Here is a 24,147-nt window from a genome sequence, read left to right as displayed (position 1 = left end):
GTCACCGCAGCCCGGCGAGCCCTCCGGTTCCCCCGCCCCGCCCGCCGCACAGAAACACAGGACCTTCGTGATCCCTCGCTCCACCCCGTCGCGCCGCCCCGCCGGCCGACTGCGCCGCTTCCTCGCGGCCACCGCCACCGCCGCCGTCGTCACAGCCGGTCTCGTCGGCGCCGCCGCGCTCCCCGCGCAGGCCGCCGAGTCGGCGCAGACCGGCGCCGGCCGCTACGTCGTCACCGTCGACTCGAAGGCCGTCTCGACGACGCTCGCGAGCGCCCTCGGCCTCTCGCTCGACGCGTCCTACGGCGGAGGCGTCTCCGGCTTCACCGCGACCCTGACCGCCCGTCAGCACGCGATCCTCGCCGCCGACAGCCGCGTCCTCGGCCTCTCGCCCGCCGACCAGGTGGTCGAGGGCCAGGCGCAGACCATGCCCTCGCACGTCCTGACCGCGGAGGCCGACAAGGCCCCGGTCAGCGCCGGCGACGGCGTCACCAACTGGACCGGACCCGCCGTCGCAGTCATCGACTCCGGCGTGAGCGCGCACCCCGACTACAACCTGGCCAAGCAGGTCAACTGCTTCGGCTCCGGCACCGCCGAGGACGCCAACGGCCACGGCACCGGCGTCTCCGGCTACATGACCGCGCTCGACAACGGCTCCGGCACCGTCGGCATCGCCCCCGGCGCGCCGGTCTACTCGGTCCGCGCACTCGACGCGAACAACAAGGGCAGCATCTCGACCCTGATGTGCGCGCTCGACTGGGTCTCGCAGAACGCAGCGACCTACAACATCAAGGTCGTCAACATGTCGCTCGCCACCAACGGCGTCGACGACAACAACTGCGGCCGGACCAACGGCGACACCATCCACCAGGCGGTCTGCGACCTCGTCGCGAAGGGCGTGACCGTGGTCTCGGCCGCCGGCAACTCCGCCGCCGACCTGTCGGCCTACATCCCCGCCGCCTACGACGAGGTCCTCGCCGTCACGAACTTCGCGAACTACGACGGCAAGCCGGGCTCGCTCGCGGCCGTCCCGTGCTCGAACGTGACCACCAAGGACGACAACTACACGCTGAACAGCAACTTCGCGAGCCCCGCCGACGCCGGTCACACGATCGCCGCGCCCGGCACCTGCCCCTACACGACGAAGAAGGGCAACACCTACGCGTACATCCAGACCGGCACCAGCATGTCGACGGCCGCCGCCTCCGGTGTCGTCCTCGACTGCCTCGCGGCCGGCGGATCCTGCGTGGGCAAGAGCCCCGCGCAGGTCATCGCCCAGGTGATCGCCCAGGCCAAGTCGGCCACCGTCGACCGCGGCCGCACCTTCGCCGGCGACCCGACGCGTCCCGTCTCGGGCCGCTACTACGGCTACGGCGTGAGCACGATCCCGGTGGGCACGGTCGTCACCCCGACGCCGACCGCGACGCCCACGCCGACCGCGACGCCGACCGCGACCGCGACGCCGACCGCCACGCCGACTCCGACCGCGACGCCCACGGCGACCGCGACGCCGAAGCCGACCGCGACGCCGACGGCCACGCCCACCGCGACCGCCACGCCGACGCCGACCGCCACCGCGACGCCGAAGCCGACCGCGACGCCCACCGCGACCGCGACGCCGACCCCGACGCCGACCTCCGGCGCCGACACGGTGAAGCCGCAGGCGAAGATCGTCTCGCCCGCCAGCCAGACGACCGTGACCGGCACCGTGACCCTCGTCGCCAATGCGAGCGACAACGTCGCGGTCACGGGCCTCGCCTTCTGGTCCGGCTCGACCAAGCTCGGCGACGGCGTCAAGCAGGCCGACGGCAGCTGGTCGCTCACCGCGAACAGCAAGAACTGGCCGAACGCGACCTACGCCGTGGTCGCCCGGGCCACGGACGCCGCGGGCAACGTCGGCTCCAGCGCCTCGATCACCCTGGTGATCAAGAACTGACCCGCTCCGCCTGAACGGCCCGGCTCCCTCCTCGGGGGGAGCCGGGCCGTTCGCATTTCCCACGGGGCGGTCGCGGCGTCAAGGGCGGGCGCTCCGGCGGCGCGGTCCGTAGCGTCGGAGGCGCGCGGTCGACCTCCGTCCGCGCGGAGAGGCAGTCATGAGCGACACCCAGAACGGCCCCGTCATGGACGGCGCCGAGGACGCGAGCAACGACGACAAGCTGAGCGGCCTGATCGAGCAGGTCGACCACGACCACGGCGACGAGGGCGCGGGCGCCATGGCCGACGCGCTGCGCGACCGCGCCGACGAGACCGACACCGAGATCACCTCCTCCGACGAGACGGAGACCCGCACCGAGACGGAGTAGCGCCGCCGGTCGAGCAGCCGCTGCATGCTGGTCGAGTAGCCCGCCGGGCACTGCCTGCTGGTCGAGCAGTCCGCGGGGCAAAGCATGCTGGTCGAGTAGCCCCGCAGGGGCGTATCGAGACCCACCCTCACCAGCTCGGCGAGTCTGCAGACTACTGTGCCGGCGCCGGTGGATCTCGATACGCCCGCTCCGCGGGCTACTCGATCAGCATGGTGCGGCCCGGCCCTCCGCTGGTCGAGCAGCCCGAAGGGCGTATCGAGAGCCACCCTCGCCCCGAGGGCGGTCCATGCTGGTCGAGTAGCCCGAAGGGCGTATCGAGACCCACCTTCGCCGGGACATCCGGCGGCAAGCCTCTTCACCCCCGCGTCGACCGCCACCGGACGATCACCTGGACGACCCCACCGGAAGGCGGGTCAGCACTCGGGTGCAGCCGGGATCTCGGTCGCGCGGGCCGATTCCGCCGTCCGCCGCGCACCGTCCACCCGCCCATCCCCTCCGAGAGGCAGCCGTGCCCGACGCTCTCCTCGTGCCGCTCCTGCTCGCCGCGCTCGTCACCAACGGCCTGGCGGCGGGCTTCTTCTACGCCTTCGCCTGCGCGGTGATGCCGGGCCTGAGCCGGACCGACGACCGCGCCTTCGTCAGCGCGATGACCGCGATCAACGCCGCCGTGCAGAACCCGCTGTTCGCCCTGTCGTTCGTCGGCAGCGGTCTCTCCTCCGCCGCCGCGCTGGTCGCCGCGCTCGCCGGCGGCGCCGGTGCCGCGACGACCAGCGCGGTCGCGGGGGCCCTCGCCCTCGCCGTGCTCCAGTACGTCGTCACCTTCGGGCGCAGCATCCCGCTCAACCTGCGACTGGACCGCGCCGCCGGCGGTCCGCTCTCCGACGCCCGGCGCGGCTTCGAGCGCGCCTGGGTCCGCGCCAACACGGCGCGCGTGCTCGCCTCGGGTGGTTCGCTCCTCCTGCTCGGGATCGCCCTCGCGACAACCTGACGGCCGCGCCGTCGATCCGCGAGTCCCTCGACTCCCGGAAGACGGCAGGCTGGTCAGCACCACCCCGATCCAGGAGAGACACCATGACCGCACCCCGCCGCGCCCTGATCCTCGTCGACGTCCAGCTGGAGTACTTCGCCGGGCCGCTCGAGATCCGCTACCCGCCGCACGCGACCTCGCTGCCCGCCATCACCGCCGCGCTCGACGCCGCCACGGCCGCCGGTCTGCCGATCGCCGCCGTCCAGCACAGCAGCGGCGAGGGAGCACCCGTCTTCGCACCGGGCACCCCCGGCTTCGAGCTGCACCCCGAGATCGAAGGCCGCCGCAGTGATGAGTGGAAGTCGATCACCAAGCGGTTCGGCACCGTCTTCGCCGGCACCGACCTGCTCGCCTGGCTGCGCGAGCGCGACGTCGACACGATCACCCTGGTCGGCTACATGACCAACAACTGCATCCTCGCCTCGGCGGCCGAGGCCGAGACGCACGGGCTGACGGCGGAGGTGCTCTCCGACGCGACCGGCGCCATCGCGATCTCGAACGCCGCGGGCTCCGTGGACGCCGAGACCGTGCACACCACGCTGCTCGCCCTGCTGAACTCGAACTTCGCGGCCGTCGCCGACACGGAGGCCTGGACCGAGGCCGTCGCCTCCGGCGAGCCCCTGCCTCAGAGCGATCTCGGCAGCTCGGCCGTCGCGGGCGCCGCGCTGCCGCCGCGCTGAGACCTCGATCCACAGGACCTCGCTCAGCGCGATAGGAGGAGCTGCAGCGTCACCTTGCCCGGGTTGAAGGGGCTGGGGTGCTCGCAGTACACGGTGAACGGGACTCCGCGGGCGTCGCTCTCCGCCCAGTCGACGACCTCGAGGACGTCCCGCGCGCCGGTGATCCGGATCTCGTCGACCATCGTCTCCGTCTCGGCGAAGTAGACGCGGTAGACGGGAGTCGTCACCTCGGCGTCGACGTCACGCGGATCCACGGAGCTGGTGTGCATCGTCCCGCACCTCTCCTTCTCGTTCCGTTCAGCGTCTCAGAGGGCGCCGCGACGAGCGTTCGCGGCGCGTCAGCGGTCAGGTGGGGGCGGGAACGGGCGGGTCGAGCGCGGGGCGGCCGGGGGCAGGGCCGCGCGGGCGCGGTGCAGGGAGACGGCGGTGAGCAGCACGCGGGTGCGGGCCGGGGAGGCGTCGAGCGGGCCGATCAGGGACTCGATGCGGGCGAGGCGGTCGTAGAGGGTCTGCCGGCCGATGCCGAGGGCGGACGCGGTGGCGGTCTTGCTCCCCCAGTGCGACGCGAACGACTCGAAGGTCGCGAGCAGCTCCGGCCGGCCGCGGCGCAGCGGGCCGAGCACCTCCTCCACCAGAGCATCCGCCTCGGGGTCGTCTCGCAGCGTGCTGGCGAAGCGCTCGAGCCGGTGCAGCCGCGCATCGACGACGCCGCTCTCGGCGCGGGTCCACTCCCGCACCCCGCGCACCTCCGCGAGCTCGCGCGGCACCCGCGCCACCGCGTCGGCGCCGCTGCCCACGCAGACCAGCGCGGCCGCCCCGGCAGCGGGCGGCCACTCGCCGAGCAGCAGCGCCCTCGCCCGCTCCTGCGCGGCGGAGTCCGCGAAGGCCAGCAGCGCGAGCAGCTCGCCGCCCGCGACGCAGATCACGCTCGCGGCGTCCGCTGACCCCCGCACCGAGCGGTCGAGCGCGGAGCGGACCGCACGGAGGGTGCGCTCGTCGTCGCCGACGTCGGCCCAGACTCCGAGGAAGCACTCCCGCCCGCCGACGCCGAGCCGGCCGAGGAGCGCGTCGATCTGCAGCTCCGCGCTCGGGTCGGGGCGCGCTGACGGCGCCGTCGCGACCGCGAAGAGCTGCGCGGTGAGCCGCTCGCGCGCGGTCGGCGGCCGCAGCCGGAGCAGGGCGATCGCGAGCACGTCCGGCGCGCGGTCGAGCGCGACGGCCACGCCGTGCAGGTCGGCCTCGTCGTGGGCGCGGAGGTAGAGCGTGCCCAGCAGGGAGTCGCCGGCCCGCAGCACCCCGGACGAGGCGCCCGCGGTGCGCGCGGTGTCGACGCCGCGGCCGGGATGGGCGCGCACGATCTCCTCTCCCGCCGGCGAGACGAGCGCGGCACTGGCGCCCGTGGCGCTCGCGACGACCTTCAGCAGCTCGTCGATCCCGGCGTCCGCGGCCGCCGCCTCGCCGAGAAGTCCGGACACTCTGTCCGCCACCCGCAGGCTCCGGAACTTCTGCTCGGTGAGCCGGGTGTTGATGCTCTCGCAGACCTGCACGAACGGCACCCGCCGGGGCAGCGCGAGCACGGCGAGCCCGAGGTCGTCGGCCGCGGCGACGAGCGGAGCCGGGACACTCGGCAGCCGCTCGGACAGCTCGACGGCCAGGGCGCCGATACCGGCCGTGACCAGGGATTCCACGTAGCGGCGGCACTCCTCGGGATCCTGGTCCGAGGAGAGGTTGACACCCTCCATCAGCAGCAGCTCGCCGCCCAGGAGGAGCGGCGCGACGTCGAGCTGCTCACTGGCGTGCGCCCAGCGGATCGGCACCCGCGCGGCGGCCTCCCCGCCGGCGACCACGACCGGTCCGGCGGCCGCGAGCAGCGGGTCGAGGAGCGCCTCGGACAGCGGGATCACCATGCAGAACGTCCTCTCGCGTCACGGCGAATTTACACGGCGAGGCGGCCGCGGAAACCGCCCGCCGGGAGGGTGGACCCCGACCCGCCGCACTCCTCCACAGCCGCTCATCCGCAGCGCCGTCCACCGTTCCCCGCTCCGCCTCCCCGCTCCACCTCACGCTTCGAGAGGATCCACCCATGAGCTCCGACACCCTGCACGGCACGACCGACACCGAGGACGCGCTGACCCCGCTCCCCGAGAGCCGTCGCAACGCGCGCCTCGACGGCCAGTTCTGGATCTGGGCGGGCGCCAACATCGCCCCGATCAACTGGGTCCTCGGCGCGCTGGGCGTGAACATGGGCCTCGGCCTCTGGGACACGATCACCGTCCTCGTGCTCGGCAACGTCGTCGGCATGGCCGTCTTCGGCTTCTTCGTGCTGCTCGGCCAGCGCACCGGCGCGACCGGGATGCTCGTGGGCCGCGCGGTCTTCGGCCGCCGCGGCAACTACGCGCCCGCCGTGATCCAGGCCGTCGTGGTGATCGGCTGGTGCGCGATCAACACCTGGATCGTGCTCGACCTGGTGATCGCGCTGCTCGGCTCCGTCGGCCTCGTCGACCCGGAGGCGGCGAACATCGGCTGGAAGGTCGCGGTCGCCGCGGTGATCATGGCGATCCAGGTCGCGATCTCGTTCCTCGGCTACCGGGCCATCGCCGCGTTCGAGCGCTGGACCGTGCCGCCGACGCTGCTGGTGCTGGCCGTGATGTCGATCGTCGCCTGGTTCTTCCTCGACATCGACTGGTCCTACGCCGGCCCGGCCGAGGGCGCCCTCACCGGCGGTGACCGGATCGCGGCCATGTCGATCGTGATGACCGCGATCGGGATCGGCTGGGGCCTCACCTGGCTCGCATACGCGGGCGACTACTCCCGCTTCGTCAGCCCCCGCGCCTCGCGCAGGAAGCTCTACTTCGCCAGCGTGCTCGGGCAGTTCGTCCCCGTCGTCTGGCTGGGCGTCCTCGGCGCGACGCTCGCCACGAAGAACGGCTCGGTCGACCCCGGCCAGCTGATCGTGGAGAACTTCGGCGCCCTCGCGATCCCGGTGCTGCTGCTCGTGGTGCACGGGCCGATCGCGACCAACGTGCTCAACATCTACTCGTTCGGGATGGCGACCCAGGCGCTCGACATCCGCCTCGGCCGCCGGACCCTCAGCCTGATCGTCGGGGTGCTCGCCTTCGCCGCCTCCGTGTTCTTCGTCTTCCAGGACGATCTGGCGACGACGCTGGACGCCTGGCTGGTCGGCCTGGTCGGCTGGGTCGCTCCGTGGGGCGCGATCGTGCTGGTGCACTACACGGTGTTCGAGCCGCGGGTGCGCTCGTTCGGGCACCTCTTCGCGCCGGTCGGCTCGCCGCTGCTGCCCGACGTCCGCTGGCGCGCGCTGCTCTCCTTCGCGATCGGCGCGACGCTGACCTGGCTGTTCATGAACGGCTCCGTGCCCGCGCTGCAGGGACCGGCCGCGACCGCGCTCGGCGGCGTCGACGTCTCCTGGCTGGCCGGCGGCGTCTCGGCGGGGCTCGCCTATCTGCTGCTCGGCCGCGGCGACGCCGCGTCCTGGGTGCGGAAGCGCGAGGCCCTGGAGCCGGCCGCGCGCGAGTCCGAGCCCGTCCTCGGGTAGCCGGCCGCGTCACTCCGCCCGCTCCTCTTCTCCCGCACCACCCGCTCCCGCACCACCCTGCTCCTGCACCACCGCATCACGAACGGAACCGCCATGCCCCTCCTCATCACCGACGCCGCCGTCATCACCATGGACCCCGTCTCGGGAGCCGTCCCGATCACGGCGAGCATCCGGATCGTCGACGACGTGATCACGGCGATCGGCCCGGGGCTCGAGCCCGAGCCGGGCGACGAGATCCTCGACGGGCGCGACCGCCTCGTGACGCCGGGCTTCGTCAACGCGCACACCCACTCGTGGGAGTACCTCTACAAGGGGCGCTACGACAACCTGCCGCTCGAGCTGTGGATGCTGCTGTCGTATCCGATCCTCGGGGACAGCCGCGTCGCTCCGGACCTGATCCGGCTGCGCTCGTCGCTGTTCGCGCTCGAGTCGCTGAAGGCGGGCGTCACGACGCTCGTCGACGACGTGCTCGAGAATCCGGACCAGGACGCGGCGCAGCTGGCGGCGGTGTTCGACGCCTACGACGAGATCGGCATCCGGGCGAACATCTCCGGCCACGTGATCAGCAAGCCGTTCTTCGAGACGATGCCGTTCCTCGAGGAGTACCTGCCGGCCGAGCTGCTCGACTCGGTCCGCGGGGCGGCCCGGCCGACCACCGAGGGCTACCTCGACTTCAGTCGCACGGCCTTCGCCGCCCAGCACGGGCGGGCCGGCGGACGGCTGCGCTACATGGTCGCCCCCTCGGCCCCGCAGCGCGTGGGCGCCGACCTGCTGGTCGGGGCGACGGAGCTGGCGCTCGAGCACGACGCGGAGTGCCACATCCACGTCCTCGAGACCAAGACGCAGCTGGTCACCGGCGAGGAGTTCCACGGCTCGACGCTGGTCGAGTACATGGCCGGGATCGGCGCTCTCTCCGCGAACACGACCTTCGCGCACGGGATCTGGCTGACCGACTCCGACATGGCGTCGATCGCGGCGGCGGGAACCTCCGTCTCGCACAACCCGATCTCGAACCTCAAGCTCGGCTCGGGCATCGCCCCGTGGCGGGCACTGCACGACGCGGGGGTGAACCTCGGACTCGGCACCGACGGCTGCTCGAGCAGCGACTCCCCGCGGATGCTCGACGTGATCAAGGCGGCGGCGCTGCTGCACAAGGTGACCGATCCGGACCTGTCGACGTGGCCGACGGTGGCGGAGGTGCTGACCGCGGGCACGATCGGCGGCGCGCGCAGCGCCGTGCTCGGCGACGTCACCGGCAGCATCGAGGTGGGCAAGCAGGCCGACCTCGTGCTCTTCGACCTCGAGACGCTCGCCTTCACCCCGCGCCAGCGCCTGGAGAACCAGCTGGTCTACTCCGAGAACGGCTCGTCGATCGACACCGTGATCGTCGCCGGGCGGGTCGTCGTCGCGGGCGGCGAGTCGACGACCGTGGACGAGGCGGCGCTGCGGGCCGACCTGGCGGCGCAGCTCGGCGACATCGTCGCCTGGCAGGACGCCCTCGACCGCTCCAACGGCGTGCTGACCGAGCCGTTCCACCGCATGTACGAGCGGGCGATGCGCCGCGACGCCCCGATCGACCGCTTCAGCGGGAGGCGCCTGGTCTGACGGCGCTCGGGCTGACGGCGCTCGGGCTGATGGCGCTCGGGCTGATGGCGCTCGGGGTTACGGCGACGGGGCCAACGGCATGCATCTTCGGCTCGTGGAACCCCCTCCGGCGCGCAGAACGTGCGCGGTTCCGCGAGCCGGACGCGATGTCGCGAGCCGAACTCGCCCGCCCAACCGCCCGCAGCCACCTCCGGCACGCAGAACCCGCCTCGGCACGCCGGATCCGGACAGTCCCGCGAGCCCGACGCGGTTCCGCGAGCCGGACGCGTCTTCGCGCTCCGGGCAGCACCCGGGGCCCGTGGCACCCGTCCGGGGCGGGATCGGACGGACCGGCGGCGCGTCGAGCCGGAGTGCGCCCCCTGAACGGGAACCCCCGTCCGGAGGAAGGTTCATTGCGAACAGGCGTTCGAACGCCCCGCCTAGGGTCGCAGCAGACGCGCCGGACTCCTCCGGCCGACCTCTCGAGCGACTCCCCCACCGCAGTGCCGCGGTCAGGGCATGAGCCGCTCCTCCGCCCTCGACGCCCGGAAGGACGCCCGTGCCGACGACCCCCGCGACAGCCCGCCCGCGCCGCTCAGGCGCGCGGCAGGCCGGCGAAGTTCGCGGCGCTGAGCTCCTGCACGGCGGGCAGCTTGGCGAGGATGGCGGCCGAGACGCTGTCGCGGTCGGAGAGGACGCGCTCGAGGGCGTCGCCCACACGGCCGGCGAGACCGGCTCCCGGCTCGACGCAGAGGTACGGCAGCTCGAACATCGCCATCAGGCCCTCGACCTTGCCCTGGGTGGCGAGCGTGATCGCGGGGACGCCCTTCATCAGGGACATGATCGCCAGGTGCATCCGGCCGGTGACGGTGACGGTCGCGCGCTCGGTGAAGCCGCGCACCTCCGCCGGAGTGAGGACGTCCTCGACGAAGGCGACGCCGGTCGTGTCCGGCAGGGCCGCGTGGACCTTGCGGCAGGCCGCGAGGTCGTCCGGTCCGTGCTTGATGACGTGCGGGAGCAGCACGACGGCGAGGCCGCGGGCGCGCAGACCACCGATGATCTCCACGTAGGCGCCGGTCTGGTCGGTGTCGATCAGGCCGGAGACGTTGACGATCGCGATGCCGCCGGTCGTGTCCAGCGCGGCGAGCTCGGTGCTCGCGCGGCCCTGGTCGACGGAGCGCGCCGAGAAGACGATGTCCGCCGAGGCCTTCGCGTCCAGGCCGTCGCGGCGTGCGCGCTCGACGGAGAGCGGGTCGCGGAGGAAGAGGGTCGTGCCGGCGCGGTCCGCGTCGCGGAGCTGCGCGAGGGCACCGGGGTGCGCCTTGCCGTTCCAGCTGAAGCCGAGGACGCGGGTGTCCACTCCGGCCGACGCGGCGCTGCGGGCGACGAGCGCGCGGCTCGTCGAGGCGCGGAAGTTGTAGGCGCCGTCCATGATGTCGGCGCCGACGATCGAGACCGACGCGGCACCGGGCAGCATGGCCCGGAAGCGGCGCAGGTCGCGGACGAAGCTCGGCAGTCCGCCGTAGAGCAGGGTGCCCAGCGAGACGATCTCGACGCGGTCGGCCTGCTCGGCCGGGATGCGGAAGTCGCCCTTGTAGCGGGTGATCACGGTGATCGGCCCGGCCACGTTCTCCAGGAACGCGCCGACCAGCGCGGCGTCGCCGATGTTTCCGGCGCCGGGGGGCGCGATCAGGATCGCGCGGCCCTGAGCACCACTGGCTCCGCGGGCCCCGCCGGAGCGGCGGGCGCTGCGCAGGCGAGGGGCGTCGAGGAAGACGCCGCGCGCGCCGAGCGAGAGCACCGCCGGGCTCTTCAGCAGCGGGGCGGTGCGCTTGCGCAGCCCGCCCAGCACCGTCCGGACTCGCGAACCTACTCCGCTCACAGCGATCCCGTTCCCGGCCCCGTCGCGGAGCCGTGCTCATCGATGGCGGAGGCGGCCCGTCGCCGCATCCGTCCGTCAGGGCGCGAGCTCGGCGGCACGTGCATCGGTGGTGCTCGGCCGCCGGGGACGCTCCCGCCGCGCCCAGTGTACGGAGTCGTCCCCCGTTCGCCCGGCGCGCACCGCCGAGGCCCGGTGAGGCCTCCCCTCGTCTTCTCCCTTCTCCTCTCCCAGCCCCGAGTCCCCGCTCACACCTTCCCCGATTGGACACCACGCCCATGACTCGAACGCTCAGCGCGACTCTCGCCGCTCTGCTGGTCGTGATCGCCGCGTTCTTCGCGGCCGCGCCCAGCTTCGCGGCGGCGAACCGCTACGCCTCGCCCAACGGCACGGGAACGGCCTGCTCCGCAGCCGCTCCCTGCGCCCTGACCACCGCCGTCCAGAACGCCGCCGCCGGCGACACCGTGCTGCTCACCGCCGGCACCTACCCGACGACCACCCTCAAGGGCGGGAAGGCGACCGTCGCCGCTCCCGTCGTCGTGCAGCCCGCCCCGGGCGCCTCGCCCGTGCTCGGCTCGACGAAGGTCTACACGCCCAACACCGTGTGGAACGACATCTTCTCCAAGAGCACCTTCTACACCTACGGCTCGGGCATCACGGTGAACCGGATGCACATCGACGGCGCCGGCATCTTCGTGCGCAGCGCGAACGTCGTCGTCCGCGACTCGCTCTTCGAGAACGGCTCGTCGATGGACGGCATCCAGGTCGGCGGCACGGACAACGGGCTGATCGAGAACAACCTGGTCCGCAACTTCGACCAGAACATCGACAACGGCCTGCACGCCGACTGCATCCAGGTCTTCGAGAGCAACGACGTCACCCTCCGCGGCAACACGCTGATGAACTGCTACAACGCGGGCATCATCTTCTCCCCCGGCGGCGGCGACGGCATGACCGACATCACCGTGGAGTCGAACTTCGTCTCCGGCTGCATCGTGATCACCAGCGACTGCCGCGGCGGCTCGTCCGCGGACTTCCGCGAGGCCTCGGCCGACGGCATCCACATCCGCAACAACACCTTCGAGTCGGGCGCACTGCGGGTCGGCGGGGCGAAGAACACGGTCTTCGACCGCAACATCGTCAGCTACCTCTCCTCCTGCACCAGCCCGATGACGAACACCATCGTCGAGAACTGGAACACCAAGCTCTGCAAGACGCCGTCGCTGCTCAACCAGCAGGGCAACGTCCAGGGCGCTCCGGCGCTCGCCTCGGTGGCCACCGGCGACCTGCACGTGCTGTCCGCGACCGGGACCCAGATCGCCGGCTGGGGATCGACCACGTCGGCCCGCACCGACATCGACGGCCAGGTCATGGGCTCCCGCACCGCCGGCGCCGACCAGTTCGGCGGAGTGACCGCTCCGTCGCCGACCGCCACGCCGACGGCCACGGCAACCGCGACCGCGACCCCGACGGCCACCCCGACCGCGACTCCGACGGCGACGCCGACCGCGACTCCGACGGCCACCGCCACCCCGACCGCGACCCCGACGCCGACCGCCACGCCGACTCCGACCGCGACGCCGACGCCGACCGCGACGCCGACCGCGACTCCGACCCCGACGGCCACGCCGGCGCCGGTCGACCGCACGGCGCCGACCGTCGCGATCGTCTCGCCGGGCTCCGGCTCGTCGGTCACCGGAGTCGTCAGCCTGATGGCGACCGCCGCGGACGACACCGCCGTGACCGGAGTCACGTACTGGGTCGGCACCACCAAGCTGGGCGACGCCGTGAAGGCGTCGGACGGCAACTGGTACCTCACGGTCAACACCGCGGTGTTCCCCAAGGGCACCTACTCGGTGACGGCGAAGGCCGTCGACGCGGCGGGCAACGCCACGACGAGCGCTCCGATCCTCCTGAAGCGGGTCTGACGCCCGGAGTGATCACCGCCTGAACGACGAAGGGCCCCTGCGCAGTGCAGGGGCCCTTCGTCGTCCGCGGGTGACGGAGTCGCCGTCAGCCGGAGTCGCCGTCAGTCGGAGTCGCCGTCAGTCGGCGAAGATCGCGCCCACCGGCTCGCGCTTCTCCGCCTGGAAGCGGTCCTCGGCGCGGCCGAGTGCCCAGTAGGCCGAGAGCGAGAGCGCCGCGCGCTCCACGCCCCAGTCGTCCTGGAGGATCGCGCGGAGCCGCTTCATCGCCGTCCGCTCGCCGTGGGCGAAGACCTCGACGGCGCCGGCCGGGCGGGTGAGCTCCGCGACGGCGGCGGTCAGCGCCTGCCCCGCCTCCTCGTCGCCGCGGTGCAGCCAGCGCACCTCGACGCCCGCGGGGACGGTCAGCGGCAGCTCGTCCTCGGCGCCGTGCACCTCGATCAGCGCCGTGCCGCGGGCCTCGGCGGGCATCGCCTCCAGGGCCGCCGCGATCGCCGGCAGCGCCGACTCGTCGCCGAGCAGGAGGTTCGCGGCGTCGGCGCGGGGCGCCCAGGCGCCGCCCGGGGCCGACATCTCGAGGCGGTCGCCGGGGCGCGCGGAGGCGGCCCAGGGTCCGGCCACTCCCTCGTCGCCGTGCAGGACGAAGTCGATCGCGAGGCTTCGCGCCTCGAGGTCGACGGAGCGGATCGTGTAGGTCCGGCGCACCGGGAGCTCCTCGGGGGCGAGGCGGGCGCGCAGGGCGTCGAGGTCGTGCGGCGGCTCGAGCGCGACTCCGGGCGGGGCGAGCAGCAGCTTGACGTAGCGGTCGGTGGCGGCGAGCCGGTCGGGATCCGCGGCCTCGACGAAGGCGTCGAAGCCCTCGCCGCCGAGGTGCACGCGCACGAAGTGCTCGGTGAGCCGCTCGGTGCGCAGCACGGTCAGCACGAGCTGCGGGCGGGGCGGGCGGGCGCGGCGCTCGGACGGCGCGGCGGGCGTGGTGGCGTCGGTCATCCCTCCAGCATGCCGCCCGCGCCCGTCCGGCGCGCGCGCTCGGCCCGGGCTCGCAGGAACCTCATGACCCGGCCGCAGTGCCGGCTCGCCGGGGCACCTCCGGCACGCGGAAGCGTCTCCGGCACGCGAGACCGGCACGCGGAACCGTCTCCGGCACGCGAGAACCGTCGGATCCGACGAGCCGAGCCGCGATTCGCGTGCCGGAGGTGTGAGGGGAGCGGCGCGCTCGGCCGACAGACGGCTCCGGCACGCGAGAACGCCTCCGGCACGCGGAAACCGCCGAATCCGACGAGCCGGACCGCGTTTCGCGAGCCCGAGGTGCGACCGACGCGGAAGTCGGCGCCCGCCGGGCGTCTCCGGCACGCCAGAACACTTTCGGCACGCGGAACTCGTCCGATCCGACGAGCCGGACCGCGGTTCACGAGCCGGAGGTGCCGCGGAGGCGGGCCGGGACGCGCGGCGAGCGTCGCCTGGCGCGAGGTGGGGGCGCCCCGGCGCGCGACGGCGCGCGGGCGCGGGCGGCCACGCCGTAGCCTCTCCCCCATGGATGCGACCACGACCGTTCCGCGCGCCGCGACCCTCGCGCCCCGGCTGCAGCCGGACCGGGTCCTCGTGCCCGACGTCCTGCGCGGGGTCGCCATCGTGGCGATGCTGATCGCGCACGCGATGCCGCTCCTGCCGAGTCTGCGCGACGGAGCGGCCGGCTTCGCGGCGGGGAACATCAACGACCTCGCGTCGCCGCTGTTCGCCCTGGTGATGGGGATGTCGGCGGCGCTGGTCCTCGCGCGGCCCGGCGCCTCCGGCGGACGGGTCGTCGTGCAGAACCTGATCCGCGGTGCCGTGCTCGTCGGGCTCGGCGTCTGGCTGGGCGGCTGGGGCAGCTGGATCGCGATCGTGCTGCCGCACCTCGGGCTCACGCTCGCGCTCGGGACGCCGATCCTGCTCCTGCGCAGCCGCCTCGTCGCGATCGTCGCCGCCGTCGTGCTCGTGGCGGGTGCTCCGCTGAACGCGCTGGTCGCGGCGTCGGTGGACCCGGCGGTCCTCTACGCGCGGACGCCCATCGGATACCTGCTGCAGTGGAGCTTCATCGATCCGCACTACCGGCTGACGAACCTGCTCCCGTTCCTCCTGCTCGGCGCGCTGCTGCTGCGGCACGGCTTCCGGCGCGACCGCCTGCTCGCCGTGCTCGCCGTCGTCGCGGTGCTCGCGTACCCGGTGCGGCCGGCGCTCGAGCGGCTGATCGGCCTCCAATCCGTCTCGGGCAGCCACCCGGACACGCTGCACGACCTCGGCCTGGTGCTCGCCGCCTACGTCGTCGTCGTGCTGCTCGCGACGGTCCGCGAGCGGCCGGCGAGCACGGTGATCGCGGCGGTGCTCACGCCGTTCCGCGCCGTCGGCTCGCTCGCGCTCTCGGTGTACGTGCTGCAGGTGGCGGTCGTCGCCGCCTTCGCGACGCAGGGCCTCGGCTACGTCGCCGACACCCCCGGCGCGGCCCTCCTCCTGGTGCTGGGAGTGTGGGCGGTCGCGGTGCTGTGGTGGCGCTTCGTCGGCATCGGACCGCTGGAGTGGCTGATCGGCCGGCTGACCCGGCTGGTGCCGGCGCCGCGGCGCTGAGCCGCCTGGCCGATCGCCGCCCGGCCGGTCAGCTCTCGACGACCGGCAGCTCGGCGACCGCGACGGCTCCGCCGCTCTCGTCGGTGATCTCGATCGAGGCGACGGAGGCGCGCAGGACGGCCGCGTTCATCGCGCAGTCGAGCTCGGCGGTGCTGCCGAGGAAGGAGCCGGAGGGCAGCCGCACGCCCGTCGCCGTGACGAGGACGACCTCGTAGCTCTCGCCGACGGCGAAGCCGCTGCCGCGCAGGATCGTCTCGGTGCCCCAGGTGTGCGCGACGAGCTCGGCGTCGATGTCGAGGGCCGGGTCCTCGGCGAACGCGATCGGCTCGACGGCGCCGAGCGTACCCGGCCCGCCCTGGGACGGTCGGTCGCCGAGCGCCTGCAGGGCGAGACCGCCGACGGCGCCGAGCGCCACGCAGGCGGCCGCGGCGGCCACGCCGAGCGCGATCCGGCGGGCGCGCGCGGGACGCTTCGGTGCACCCCGCTCCTCCGGGGCGTCCCGGAGGGCCACCGGCGCCGGGCCGGCGAGCGCCGCCACCCGCGCGCGCAGGTCCGCCGAGGGCTCCGGCTCCTCCCAGCGGCCGACCCCGCCCAGCCCGGAGAGCACGGCGCCGAAGGAGGCCAGCTCCTCGTCCACGCTCGGGTCCTTCGCCCGCAGCCGGTCGAGCTCGGCGGCCTCCCCGGGCGACAGCTCGCCGGCGAGGGCCGCGGCGATCAGCTCCTCGCGACGGCCGCCCTCGTCCGGGCCGCCGCTGCGGGGTCCGCCGCTGCCGGGTCCGCCACTGCCGAGTCCACCGCTGCCGGGTCCACCGTCGCCGGGTCCGCCACTGCTGGTCACGATCGGTCCTCCGGAGTCGGGTCGGGCGCCGCGAGATGCGTGCGGAGCGCCTTGAGAGCGTAGAACGTGCGGGTCCGGAGCGTCGCGACCGCGACTCCGGTGGCCGCGGAGACCTCGGCGTAGCTCTCGCCGCGGAGGTGGATCGCGACGACGACCTGCCGGTGCTCGGGCGAGAGCCGGGCGAGCGCCTCGACCATCATCAGCGACGCGAGAGGATCGACGTCGTCGCCGGGGACGTCGTCGAGCACCTCGGCCGGCACGATCCGCGGCAGCCGCTGCAGGGAGCGGTGCGCGTCGACGATCACGTTGCGGGCGATCGCGAAGAGCCAGGTGCGCGGGCTCGCGCGCTCCGCCGAGTAGCGCTCGCGCGAGCGCCAGGCGCGCAGGAACGTCTCCTGCACGCAGTCCTCGGCGAGCCCGCGGTCGCGCAGCGCGTTGACGGCGAAGCCGAGCAGGGCCGAGCCGTGCTCGTCGAACGCCGCGGTGAGATCGAGGGGCGCGGGGTCGCCGGGCGCGGGGTCGAGAGGCGGGGGGTCGAGAGGCGGGACGGCGGGTCCGGCGGCGGGCACGGGCGCCGGGCGCGGGTCGGGCTGCGTCATCGCGGTGCGGTCCCCTCGTCGCCTCGTCGTCGGCCCGGTCGTCGTCAGCCCGGTCGTCTGCGGCCCGGTCGCCGTCGGCCCGATCGTCGTCGGCCGGAGAGCGGTCGGCCCGATCGTCGTCGGCCCGATCGTCGTCGGCATCGTCAGCGCCGCGAGTGCCATCGGCGCCTCCTGTCCCGACCGGCCGGGCGGCCCGTCACAGGGGGTACGGAGCGGAGGAGCGAGACGTTCATCCGGGCACTGCGGTCGAGTCTATGAGAAGGATCTCAGACAGCGGGGAACGGGCGCGCTCAGCTCCGGGGCGCTCGGCTCCGCGGCGCTCGGCTCCGCGGGGCTCGGCTCCGCGGGGCGAACGCGCCGAGGGCGTACGCGAGCAGGAGCAGCGCCATCGCCGCTCCGGACGCCACCGCCGCCAGCACGGCCGCGTCGCCGCTGCCGACGAGCAGGCCGAGCCCGCCGAGCACGACCAGCGCGCCGCCGAGCAGCGCGAACATCCGCTCGGAGAACGCCCATGCGAACGGGAGGAAGTGCAGCCCGACCACGAGCGCGATGAGCGCGGGCCTGAGCTCGCCGCGACCCGCCGACTCGAGGGCGCGGCTGCCGACGGCGATGAGCGCGAACTCCGCGACCACGCAGGCGCCGTAGACGGCGAGCCGCGCGGGCCTCGGCCGCGCGAAGGGCCCGAGCGGACGCGGACGGACGAAGAGGAACCAGAGCGCGGCGGTGACGGCCGCGGCGACGAGGACGCGCGCGACGAGCGCGACGGGCTCCGCGGGCGAGTAGGAGAAGGCGAAGACGACCGCGCCGGCCAGGCCGACGACCGCGCCGAGCCGGCGCGGGTCCGCGAACCGCGGGGGGCCGTCCTGCTCCGATGCCATCCGGGCAGCCTCGCACACTCGCCCTACTCGGGGGCCAGAGGCGGACCGCACTCGGCGCCGATCCGCTGCGAGGATCGGGGTGGCCCCTCTCGTCCCGGTGGCGCCGCGCCCGCCGACCGAGAGGCCGCCATGACCGAGATCCACCACTCCGCCGCCGCGTCCTCGGCGTCCTCAGGATCCTCGGCGTCCCGCGGACTCTCCCGCCGCGCGCTCACCGCTGCCGCCTGGACCGTGCCGGTGGTGGCGGTCGCCGTCGCCACTCCCGCCGCCGCCGCGTCCACCGCCGACATCGGGGCGTTCGTCCTCGCGGGCAGCTGCGGCAACGCCGGGATCACCGGCCCCGGCTTCACGCTCCGAGCCGGCAGCGGCGACGTGCCCGTCGGCACGACGATCGTGATCGTCGGCAGCCGCGTCCCGAGCATCGGTACGTTCACGGCCACCTCGGACATCGTGACGATCAGCTCGCCGAGCAGCACCGCCCGCCTCGTCACCTTCATCGGCCCGCTGCCGGCCGGCGCCTTCCTGGGCCTGCGCACCACGCTGTCGCTCACCACCGCTTTCGTGCTCACCGCGACGCTGACCCTGCCCGAGGGCTACGTCGGCTCCGGCGCGAAGAGCACGGCGTCCGTCAGCTCCGACCGAGTGTTCTGCTCGGTCAGCTGACCGCGGCCCGGGCCCGAGGAGCGGCTCCGGCGCTTCAGGTCGCGGAGCGGCGGGCGTCGTCGAGCTCCTCGCGGTTCCGTTCGACGTAGCCCGCCATGCCGGGGACGGTGAACGCGATCTGTCCGTGCTCGGGCGAGTAGACCAGACCCTTGCTGATCAGAGCGGCCCGGTACGGCCCGACACTGCTGGTCTGCGGGCCCATCCGCTGGGCGACGAGCGCCGTCGAGCACGGGCCCTCTCCGTCAGCGGCCATGGCGAGCAGCATCCGCCGCTCCGACCGGGTCGCTCGCTGCCACCGGGAGCGGAAGAATCCGGCGTCGAGCTGCTCCGTCCCGTACTGGACGGCGGCGATCGCGTCGGACCGGTCGATCAGACGGTCCGCGGCGAGATTCCACGCCGCCTGCCCGTACTCCTGGAGGAAGTACGGGTAGCCGCCCGCCGCCTCGAGGAGCGTCGCCAAGGCGTCCGTCGCGTACTCGGCACCGAGACGCTCGGCGGGTTCGCGGAGCGCCTGCGCCGCGTCGGTGGGAGCGAGGGTGCCGATCCGCCGGTAGTTGAACAGCCGCTCGGCGTACGACCGCGTCTCGGTGAGGACGCGCGGCAGGTCCGGGAGGCCGGCGGCGATGACGAAGAAGGGCCACTCCCTCTGGTTCGCGGTGTGCTGGGCCGCGAGCAGAGCACCCATCGTCTCGGGGTCGAGATCCTGCATCTCGTCGATGAACACGGCGAAGGCCCGCCGCTGCTCGCCGAGCGCGATCGAGACGTCCTCGACGAGTTCGAGGAGGTCGACCTCGGCGTCGCCGGAGGGATTGGGAATTCCTAATCTTGTGCAATCGATGGCAATCGACGCTCCGAGTCGCTCGTCCTGACGACGCGCGACGACCGATCAGTACGGGACCGACAGCGACAGCACCGTGACGTCGAAGCCCGGCGCGGTGATGACCAGGTCCGCCACGGGGACCGGGCTCTGCGTGCGGTCGGTGCTGGCGATCAGCAGGAAGAGGACGACGGACTCCTCGCCCGGTGCGAGCGCCGGGTCGTAGCGGAGGGCGACCCGCCCCTCCGGGAACCCGTACGCGTAGCTCCACTGCTGACCGTTGTAGCCGTCGAAGACGTAGCCGTCCCCCGGATCCTGGAGGACGGCGATCACGGACCCGCCCTCGAGCGGGGTGGAGCCGGTGTTGGTCACGAAGACGCGGTACTCGGTCGAGGACGACGGCCGGTACTCCGCGGGGCCGTCGGCGCGGGCGCCGAGCGGCGGCTGCGTCCCGCTGGCCGCGGCGGTCGGTGCGGAGACGGCGAGCGCGACGACCGGAGCGGCCCACGCCGCTCCGACGAGGGTGCGGCGTGCGAGCGGCGCGGCGGGAGCGGTCGGGTCGGTCATGACGGAGTCCTCTCGGCACGGGTGGGCAGGACCGAGCGTAGGTCGGTGCGGCGCCGCCGGGGAAGCGGATCCGGGCGCCGAGCCCTACTCGGGGGTGGGCGCGTCGGAGGTGGGCGCGTCGGGGGTGGGCGCGTCAGGGGTGGGCGCGTCAGGGGTGGGCGCGTCAGGGGTGGGCGCGTCAGGGGTGGGCGCGTGACGGACGAGCCGCGGGAGCAGCCGCACGAGCACGACCATGCCGATCAGCTCGACCAGGGTCTGCGTCACGACGACCACGGGTGCGAGTGCCAGCGGCGCGGGGAGCGCGAGTGCGAGCGGCAGCACCACGAGGGAGTTGCGGGTGGCGCCGCTGAACACCAGCGCGCGGGACGAGGGGACGTCGAGGCGGAAGAGCCGGGCGACGCCGAGTCCGGCCGCGACCATCACCGCGAGGAACGCGGCGTAGAGGGGGACGAGGACGAGCAGCCTCCCGGCGGCGGCACCGACGGCGCCGATCTGCGAGGCGACGACGACGAGGAGGGTCGCCGCCATCAGCGGCACCATCAGTCCGAGCATCGTCGATTCGACGACCCGCCCCGCGCGATGCCGGCGGCCGAGCGCCTGCACGAGCGCGGCGGCGGTGAGCGGCAGCACGATCAGCAGCAGGAGCGCCCGCGCGAACGGGGCCACCTCGACCACGGCGACGCCCTCCGGCCCGAGGAACAGGAGGAGGTAGAGAGGAAGGAGCAGGAGCTGCGCGAGCATCAGCAGCGGCGCCGCGGCGAGCAGCCGGTCGGCGGCGCCGCCCGCGAGGCCGGCGAAGACGATCACGTAGTCGATGCAGGGCGCCAGCAGCACGAGCAGCACCCCGAAGAGCAGCGCGGGGCTCTCGGCGACGAAGCGGGACAGCCCGAACGCGACGACCGGGACGACGACGAAGTTCAGGACGCCGACCGCGGCGAGGAAGCGGACGTCCCGCAGGGCGCGGCCGAGCGCCGCGAACGGGACGCCGAGGAACGTCGCGAACAGCAGCAGCCCGAGCACCGGCTCGATCGCGCCCTCCAGGTGCCGCGCGGCGGGCAGCAGCAGCCCGAGCACGGCGCCGGCGGCGATCGCGCCGAGGTACACGGCGATCTGCCGCCGCTCGAGCCGCGCGACGAGCGCGCTCACGGGCGGGGGCACGGCGGTCGGAGGGGCACACGCCAACGCTAGAGGCTCGGCGCGTCAGTGCGGGCCGAGCAGCGGCCCCTCCACGCCGGCCGAGTAGCCGCCTCCGGCGGCGTATCGAGACCCGCTGTCGTCAGCGGGTCGCGTCTGCAGACTCCCGTTCTGACGGGGTGGATCTCGATACGCCCGCTGCGCGGGCTACTCGATCAGCAGGGGGTCGCCGTCCGCAGCCGCGATGCGTGTCGTGAACGTCATGCAGGTCGAGCAGCCGCCACCGGCGACCCCTCCATGCTGGTCGAGTAGCCGCCTCCGACGACCCCTCCATGCTGGTCGAGTAGCCGCCTCGGGCGACCCCTCCATGCTGGTCGAGCAGCCGCCTCCGGCGACCCATGCATGCTGGTCGAGTAGCCGCCTCCGGCGGCGTATCGAGACCCACCATCACCGAGACATCCGGGAGCGAGTCTCCTCCACACTCGCGATCCGACGACGTTGTCCCCGATCAGCCCATGGTTCCAGTCCCGGTGTCGGTGGTCCCTGCTTCAATACGCGTATGTCAGAAGATGAGAATGCGGCAGCACTCGCGGAGGTGCGCGACTGCTTCACCGACGCCGCCGCCACCGAGCGCGCCGCATCCCCGACGCGCCTGAGAGCCGCGGAACGCATCCACCGCGGCTACCGCGTCGCCCTCACCGTCCCGGAATCATTCGCCCGCGGCGCGACGCGCAGCGAGACGCGCGACCTCGTCGAGCGCTCCATCCGCGCCGAACTCGCGGTCACGCTCGGCGTCTCCGAGCGGGAAGTCTCGCGCCGCCTCGAGACCGCGCAGATGCTGATGGAGCACCTTCCCCTCACCCGCGCCCTACTCCGCGACGCACGAATCCTCTGAGAGATCGGCGAGGCGATCTGCAGAACCGCGAGCAGCCTCCCCGAGAGCTCCCGCTCCGCACTCGACGAGTGCGCTGCCGACGCCGCGCTCACGATGACGACCACGCAGCTGCGCCGCGCCCTCAGCCGCTGGCGCGAGGAGCTGCACGAGCAGCCCCTCGCCGAACGCCACGCCCGCGCGAAGGAGGACCGCGCCGTCTGGGTCACCCCGGACATCGACGGCATGGCGACCCTCTGCGTCCACGCTCCCGCGCCGGCGGTGACGGGCGCTTACGACCGCCTCCGCCGCATCGCGCGCACCCTCCGCGACGACGGCGACCCCCGCACCCTCCAGCAGCTCAGCGCCGACGCCGCCGTCGACCTCCTCTGCGACGGAGACATCGCCGGAACCACGCCGAACGCCGAGCACCGGCCCGACCCGACCTTCGTCCCCGGCATCCGCGCCGAAGTCCGCCTCACCCTCGCCGCCTCCACCGCCGTCGGCCTCGACGACGCACCCGCGGACCTCGACGGCTACGGCCCCGTCCCCGCCCCGATCGCCCGAGAACTGATCCGCACCGCCGCCTCCTTCACCCGCGTCCTCATCGATCCCGAGACCGGCGCGGTCGTCTCCGTCGGCCGCACCCACCGCGTCCCGCCACCGCAGATGCGCCTGCACCTCCAGCTGCGGGACCAGACCTGCCGCTTCGCCGGCTGCACCCGGCCCGCCGCGACCAGCGAGGCCGACCACACCCTCGAGTGGCGCAAGGGCGGCGAGACCTCGCTCGAGAACCTCGTCTCGCTCTGCACCTCGCACCACCATCTGCGGCACGGCGACCAGTGGACCTACGACCAGGTCGACGACGGGACGATCGTGTGGACGAGCCCCACCGGCCGGCGGATCAGCAACCGGCCGCCCCCACTGCCCGGGCGGCCGCCCGAGCCGCCGCCGCGGCCGCACTTCGTCGACGCGCCGGCACCGTTCTGACCGGTGGATCTCGATACGCCCGCTCCGCGGGCTACTCGATCAGCATGCAGCGCCAGCAGCGCACGCAGCGCACGCAGCGCCCCTCGGTGTGCGCCCCTCCATGCCGGTCGAGTAGCGCGCAGCGCGTATCGAGACCCTGCCCCGGCAGAACCTGGATCCTCTTCGAAGGGACACCCGCAGACTCTGCTGGTCGAACAGCCCCGACGGGGCGTGTCGAGACCCGCCCACCCGAAGACATCGGCCTCTTCCCCGCCCTGCGCCGGCGCTGAAGGCGCCCCCTCCGCTCGACGGAGTCGCTGCGCGCGCTGCTCGAGCGGCCCGGTCGGCGACCGGAAGCCGCGTGCGCCGGCACCGCCCGGCACGCTACGCTCATTACTCAGCCAGCTGACTAATCGAGGAGTGACATGACCGCCACGACATCCCCCACCCGCGCGGACCGGATCCGGCAGTCGACCGTCGCCGTCAGCGCCGTGCTCGCGGTGATCGGCTCGTTCATCGGCTCGGGAGCAGCAGGCGGCACGCAGATCCAGGACGCCGCCGGCGGTGCGCTGTCCGCGTCCTCGACGCCGGTCGCGCCCGACGGACCCGCCTTCGCGATCTGGAGCGTCATCTACGCCGGCCTCCTCGGCTACGCGATCTGGCAGTTCCTGCCGTCGCAGACCACGCGCACCCGCCACCGCCGGCTCGGCTACTGGGCCGCCGCGAGCCTCCTGCTGAACGCGGCGTGGATCCTGGTCGTGCAGGCCGGACTGCTCGCGCTCAGCGTCGTGGTGATCGCGCTGCTCCTCTCCGTGCTCGCGCGGATCTTCGTGCTCCTGCGCAGCACCCGCACCGGCGGCGTCGTCGACGCGGTCCTCACCGACGGCACGTTCGGCCTCTACCTCGGCTGGGTCTGCGTCGCGACGGTCGCCAACGTCACGGCCGGCCTCGTCGGCGCGGGCATCGGCAGCGCCGACGGACCCGGCGCCGCACCGTGGGCGGTCGTCGTCCTGATCGTCGCCGCGCTGATCGGCGTGCTGATCGCCGTCACCGGACGCGGCCGGATCGCTCCGATGCTGTCGCTCTGCTGGGGCCTGGCCTGGGTCGCGGTCGGCCGCTTCTCCGGCGAGCTCGTGTCGATCCCCGCCGGCACCGCCGCGCTGATCGCCGCGGCCGTCGTGCTCGTGGCGACGCTCCTGCTCCGCGTCGCCGCCGCCCGTCGCACCGGCACCGCGCGCGTCGCCGCGGCCTGACGC

At 73.8% G+C, this 24,147-nt stretch carries 21 protein-coding genes and 1 pseudogene; 12 read left to right on the top strand and 10 right to left on the bottom strand.

Features of this window, described 5'->3' with window-relative positions; all coding sequences use genetic code 11:
- Nucleotides 1-67 precede the first annotated feature (67 nt).
- The 4 genes from C1I64_RS20435 (at nucleotide 68) to C1I64_RS18550 (ending at nucleotide 4,007) form a co-directional block, all read left to right on the top strand.
- A complete protein-coding gene (locus C1I64_RS20435) occupies nucleotides 68-1,933 on the top strand; it encodes an Ig-like domain-containing protein (RefSeq protein WP_208645167.1) in 1,866 nt (621 codons plus the stop codon).
- A 157-nt stretch (nucleotides 1,934-2,090) separates the two neighbouring features.
- Nucleotides 2,091-2,300, top strand: a complete 210-nt coding sequence (locus C1I64_RS18560; protein WP_123444647.1) for a hypothetical protein — start codon at nucleotides 2,091-2,093, stop codon at nucleotides 2,298-2,300.
- 508 nt (nucleotides 2,301-2,808) lie between these two features.
- Nucleotides 2,809-3,288, top strand: a complete 480-nt coding sequence (locus C1I64_RS18555; protein WP_208110554.1) for an anthrone oxygenase family protein — start codon at nucleotides 2,809-2,811, stop codon at nucleotides 3,286-3,288.
- 83 nt (nucleotides 3,289-3,371) lie between these two features.
- A complete protein-coding gene (locus C1I64_RS18550) occupies nucleotides 3,372-4,007 on the top strand; it encodes an isochorismatase family protein (RefSeq protein WP_127888237.1) in 636 nt (211 codons plus the stop codon).
- Nucleotides 4,008-4,030: 23 nt separating this feature from the next.
- Here the strand turns inward: C1I64_RS18550 and C1I64_RS18545 are convergent, their stop codons facing one another.
- Nucleotides 4,031-4,276: a hypothetical protein gene (locus tag C1I64_RS18545; protein ID WP_127888236.1), complete on the bottom strand. Its 246-nt coding sequence runs from the start codon at nucleotides 4,274-4,276 to the stop codon at nucleotides 4,031-4,033.
- Nucleotides 4,277-4,345: 69 nt separating this feature from the next.
- Entirely contained in the window at nucleotides 4,346-5,914 is a 1,569-nt protein-coding gene (locus C1I64_RS18540; RefSeq protein WP_127888235.1) for a helix-turn-helix domain-containing protein, read from the bottom strand.
- Between the two features lie 176 nt (nucleotides 5,915-6,090).
- On the opposite strand from C1I64_RS18540, the gene C1I64_RS18535 reads away from it, so the two are divergent.
- Nucleotides 6,091-7,563: a purine-cytosine permease family protein gene (locus C1I64_RS18535; RefSeq protein ID WP_127888234.1), complete on the top strand. Its 1,473-nt coding sequence runs from the start codon at nucleotides 6,091-6,093 to the stop codon at nucleotides 7,561-7,563.
- A 93-nt stretch (nucleotides 7,564-7,656) separates the two neighbouring features.
- Nucleotides 7,657-9,168: an amidohydrolase family protein gene (locus tag C1I64_RS18530; RefSeq protein WP_127888233.1), complete on the top strand. Its 1,512-nt coding sequence runs from the start codon at nucleotides 7,657-7,659 to the stop codon at nucleotides 9,166-9,168.
- Between the two features lie 574 nt (nucleotides 9,169-9,742).
- Here the strand turns inward: C1I64_RS18530 and C1I64_RS18525 are convergent.
- Complete coding sequence (locus C1I64_RS18525; RefSeq protein ID WP_127888232.1) at nucleotides 9,743-10,999, bottom strand: polysaccharide pyruvyl transferase family protein; 1,257 nt, start codon at nucleotides 10,997-10,999, stop codon at nucleotides 9,743-9,745.
- A gap of 305 nt (nucleotides 11,000-11,304) precedes the next feature.
- Here C1I64_RS18525 and C1I64_RS18520 point away from each other — a divergent pair, with 305 nt between their 5' ends.
- Nucleotides 11,305-12,954 (top strand): Ig-like domain-containing protein, encoded by a 1,650-nt coding sequence (locus tag C1I64_RS18520; protein ID WP_127888231.1) that lies wholly within the window; start codon nucleotides 11,305-11,307, stop codon nucleotides 12,952-12,954.
- A gap of 117 nt (nucleotides 12,955-13,071) precedes the next feature.
- Here the strand turns inward: C1I64_RS18520 and C1I64_RS18515 are convergent, their stop codons facing one another.
- Nucleotides 13,072-13,941: a siderophore-interacting protein gene (locus tag C1I64_RS18515; RefSeq protein ID WP_127888230.1), complete on the bottom strand. Its 870-nt coding sequence runs from the start codon at nucleotides 13,939-13,941 to the stop codon at nucleotides 13,072-13,074.
- A 543-nt stretch (nucleotides 13,942-14,484) separates the two neighbouring features.
- Here C1I64_RS18515 and C1I64_RS18510 point away from each other — a divergent pair.
- Nucleotides 14,485-15,555, top strand: coding sequence for a DUF418 domain-containing protein (locus C1I64_RS18510; RefSeq protein ID WP_164874599.1), 1,071 nt, complete (start codon nucleotides 14,485-14,487; stop codon nucleotides 15,553-15,555).
- A gap of 28 nt (nucleotides 15,556-15,583) precedes the next feature.
- Here C1I64_RS18510 and C1I64_RS18505 read toward each other — a convergent pair whose 3' ends face one another.
- From C1I64_RS18505 to C1I64_RS20670, 3 genes and pseudogenes are all read right to left on the bottom strand, one after another.
- Nucleotides 15,584-16,393, bottom strand: coding sequence for a hypothetical protein (locus C1I64_RS18505; protein ID WP_127888228.1), 810 nt, complete (start codon nucleotides 16,391-16,393; stop codon nucleotides 15,584-15,586).
- Nucleotides 16,390-17,154, bottom strand: coding sequence for a sigma-70 family RNA polymerase sigma factor (locus tag C1I64_RS18500; protein WP_244209530.1), 765 nt, complete (start codon nucleotides 17,152-17,154; stop codon nucleotides 16,390-16,392). The genes C1I64_RS18505 and C1I64_RS18500 overlap by 4 nt, the downstream gene beginning before the upstream one ends.
- Nucleotides 17,155-17,375: 221 nt before the next feature.
- Nucleotides 17,376-17,870, bottom strand: a pseudogene (locus tag C1I64_RS20670) (DUF7010 family protein); the annotation flags it as partial.
- A gap of 129 nt (nucleotides 17,871-17,999) precedes the next feature.
- Here C1I64_RS20670 and C1I64_RS18490 point away from each other — a divergent pair.
- The gene (locus C1I64_RS18490; RefSeq protein ID WP_127888227.1) at nucleotides 18,000-18,533 is read left to right on the top strand and encodes a hypothetical protein; all 534 of its coding nucleotides are present in this window, start codon (nucleotides 18,000-18,002) and stop codon (nucleotides 18,531-18,533) included.
- 34 nt (nucleotides 18,534-18,567) lie between these two features.
- Here the strand turns inward: C1I64_RS18490 and C1I64_RS18485 are convergent, their stop codons facing one another.
- From C1I64_RS18485 to C1I64_RS18475, 3 genes are all read right to left on the bottom strand, one after another.
- On the bottom strand, nucleotides 18,568-19,242 hold the full coding sequence (locus C1I64_RS18485) for a hypothetical protein (RefSeq protein WP_164874598.1): 675 nt from the start codon (nucleotides 19,240-19,242) through the stop codon (nucleotides 18,568-18,570).
- Between the two features lie 177 nt (nucleotides 19,243-19,419).
- Nucleotides 19,420-19,917: a hypothetical protein gene (locus C1I64_RS18480; RefSeq protein ID WP_127888225.1), complete on the bottom strand. Its 498-nt coding sequence runs from the start codon at nucleotides 19,915-19,917 to the stop codon at nucleotides 19,420-19,422.
- Between the two features lie 84 nt (nucleotides 19,918-20,001).
- Nucleotides 20,002-21,063 (bottom strand): arsenic resistance protein, encoded by a 1,062-nt coding sequence (locus C1I64_RS18475; protein WP_127888224.1) that lies wholly within the window; start codon nucleotides 21,061-21,063, stop codon nucleotides 20,002-20,004.
- A 547-nt stretch (nucleotides 21,064-21,610) separates the two neighbouring features.
- On the opposite strand from C1I64_RS18475, the gene C1I64_RS18470 reads away from it, so the two are divergent.
- The 3 genes from C1I64_RS18470 to C1I64_RS18460 all read left to right on the top strand — a co-directional run bounded on the left by C1I64_RS18470 (nucleotide 21,611) and on the right by C1I64_RS18460 (nucleotide 24,144).
- Nucleotides 21,611-21,946, top strand: a complete 336-nt coding sequence (locus C1I64_RS18470) for a hypothetical protein (protein WP_127888223.1) — start codon at nucleotides 21,611-21,613, stop codon at nucleotides 21,944-21,946.
- Between the two features lie 3 nt (nucleotides 21,947-21,949).
- Entirely contained in the window at nucleotides 21,950-22,912 is a 963-nt protein-coding gene (locus C1I64_RS18465) for an HNH endonuclease (protein ID WP_341867849.1), read from the top strand.
- Nucleotides 22,913-23,316: 404 nt separating this feature from the next.
- Nucleotides 23,317-24,144, top strand: a complete 828-nt coding sequence (locus C1I64_RS18460) for a tryptophan-rich sensory protein (RefSeq protein ID WP_127888221.1) — start codon at nucleotides 23,317-23,319, stop codon at nucleotides 24,142-24,144.
- Nucleotides 24,145-24,147: the final 3 nt, after the last annotated feature.

Source organism: Rathayibacter festucae DSM 15932 (assembly GCF_004011135.1).
Lineage (GTDB): Bacteria > Actinomycetota > Actinomycetes > Actinomycetales > Microbacteriaceae > Rathayibacter > Rathayibacter festucae.
Note: the sequence above shows the minus strand (reverse complement) of the source record. Positions and strands in the feature narration are given on the sequence as shown.

Excerpts from the sequence above, each read along its gene's own strand:
- C1I64_RS18485 (WP_164874598.1), bottom strand. The coding sequence starts at position 19,242 with ATGCAGGATCTCGACCCCGAGACGATGGGTGCTCTGCTCGCGGCCCAG.
- C1I64_RS18535 (WP_127888234.1), top strand. The coding sequence starts at position 6,091 with ATGAGCTCCGACACCCTGCACGGCACGACCGACACCGAGGACGCGCTG.
- C1I64_RS18560 (WP_123444647.1), top strand. The coding sequence starts at position 2,091 with ATGAGCGACACCCAGAACGGCCCCGTCATGGACGGCGCCGAGGACGCG.
- C1I64_RS18480 (WP_127888225.1), bottom strand. The coding sequence starts at position 19,917 with ATGACCGACCCGACCGCTCCCGCCGCGCCGCTCGCACGCCGCACCCTC.
- C1I64_RS18545 (WP_127888236.1), bottom strand. The coding sequence starts at position 4,276 with ATGCACACCAGCTCCGTGGATCCGCGTGACGTCGACGCCGAGGTGACG.
- C1I64_RS18510 (WP_164874599.1), top strand. The coding sequence starts at position 14,485 with ATGGATGCGACCACGACCGTTCCGCGCGCCGCGACCCTCGCGCCCCGG.
- C1I64_RS18500 (WP_244209530.1), bottom strand. The coding sequence starts at position 17,154 with ATGGCACTCGCGGCGCTGACGATGCCGACGACGATCGGGCCGACGACG.
- C1I64_RS18460 (WP_127888221.1), top strand. The coding sequence starts at position 23,317 with ATGACCGCCACGACATCCCCCACCCGCGCGGACCGGATCCGGCAGTCG.
- C1I64_RS18470 (WP_127888223.1), top strand. The coding sequence starts at position 21,611 with ATGTCAGAAGATGAGAATGCGGCAGCACTCGCGGAGGTGCGCGACTGC.
- C1I64_RS18520 (WP_127888231.1), top strand. The coding sequence starts at position 11,305 with ATGACTCGAACGCTCAGCGCGACTCTCGCCGCTCTGCTGGTCGTGATC.
- C1I64_RS18550 (WP_127888237.1), top strand. The coding sequence starts at position 3,372 with ATGACCGCACCCCGCCGCGCCCTGATCCTCGTCGACGTCCAGCTGGAG.
- C1I64_RS18540 (WP_127888235.1), bottom strand. The coding sequence starts at position 5,914 with ATGGTGATCCCGCTGTCCGAGGCGCTCCTCGACCCGCTGCTCGCGGCC.
- C1I64_RS18530 (WP_127888233.1), top strand. The coding sequence starts at position 7,657 with ATGCCCCTCCTCATCACCGACGCCGCCGTCATCACCATGGACCCCGTC.
- C1I64_RS18490 (WP_127888227.1), top strand. The coding sequence starts at position 18,000 with ATGACCGAGATCCACCACTCCGCCGCCGCGTCCTCGGCGTCCTCAGGA.
- C1I64_RS18515 (WP_127888230.1), bottom strand. The coding sequence starts at position 13,941 with ATGACCGACGCCACCACGCCCGCCGCGCCGTCCGAGCGCCGCGCCCGC.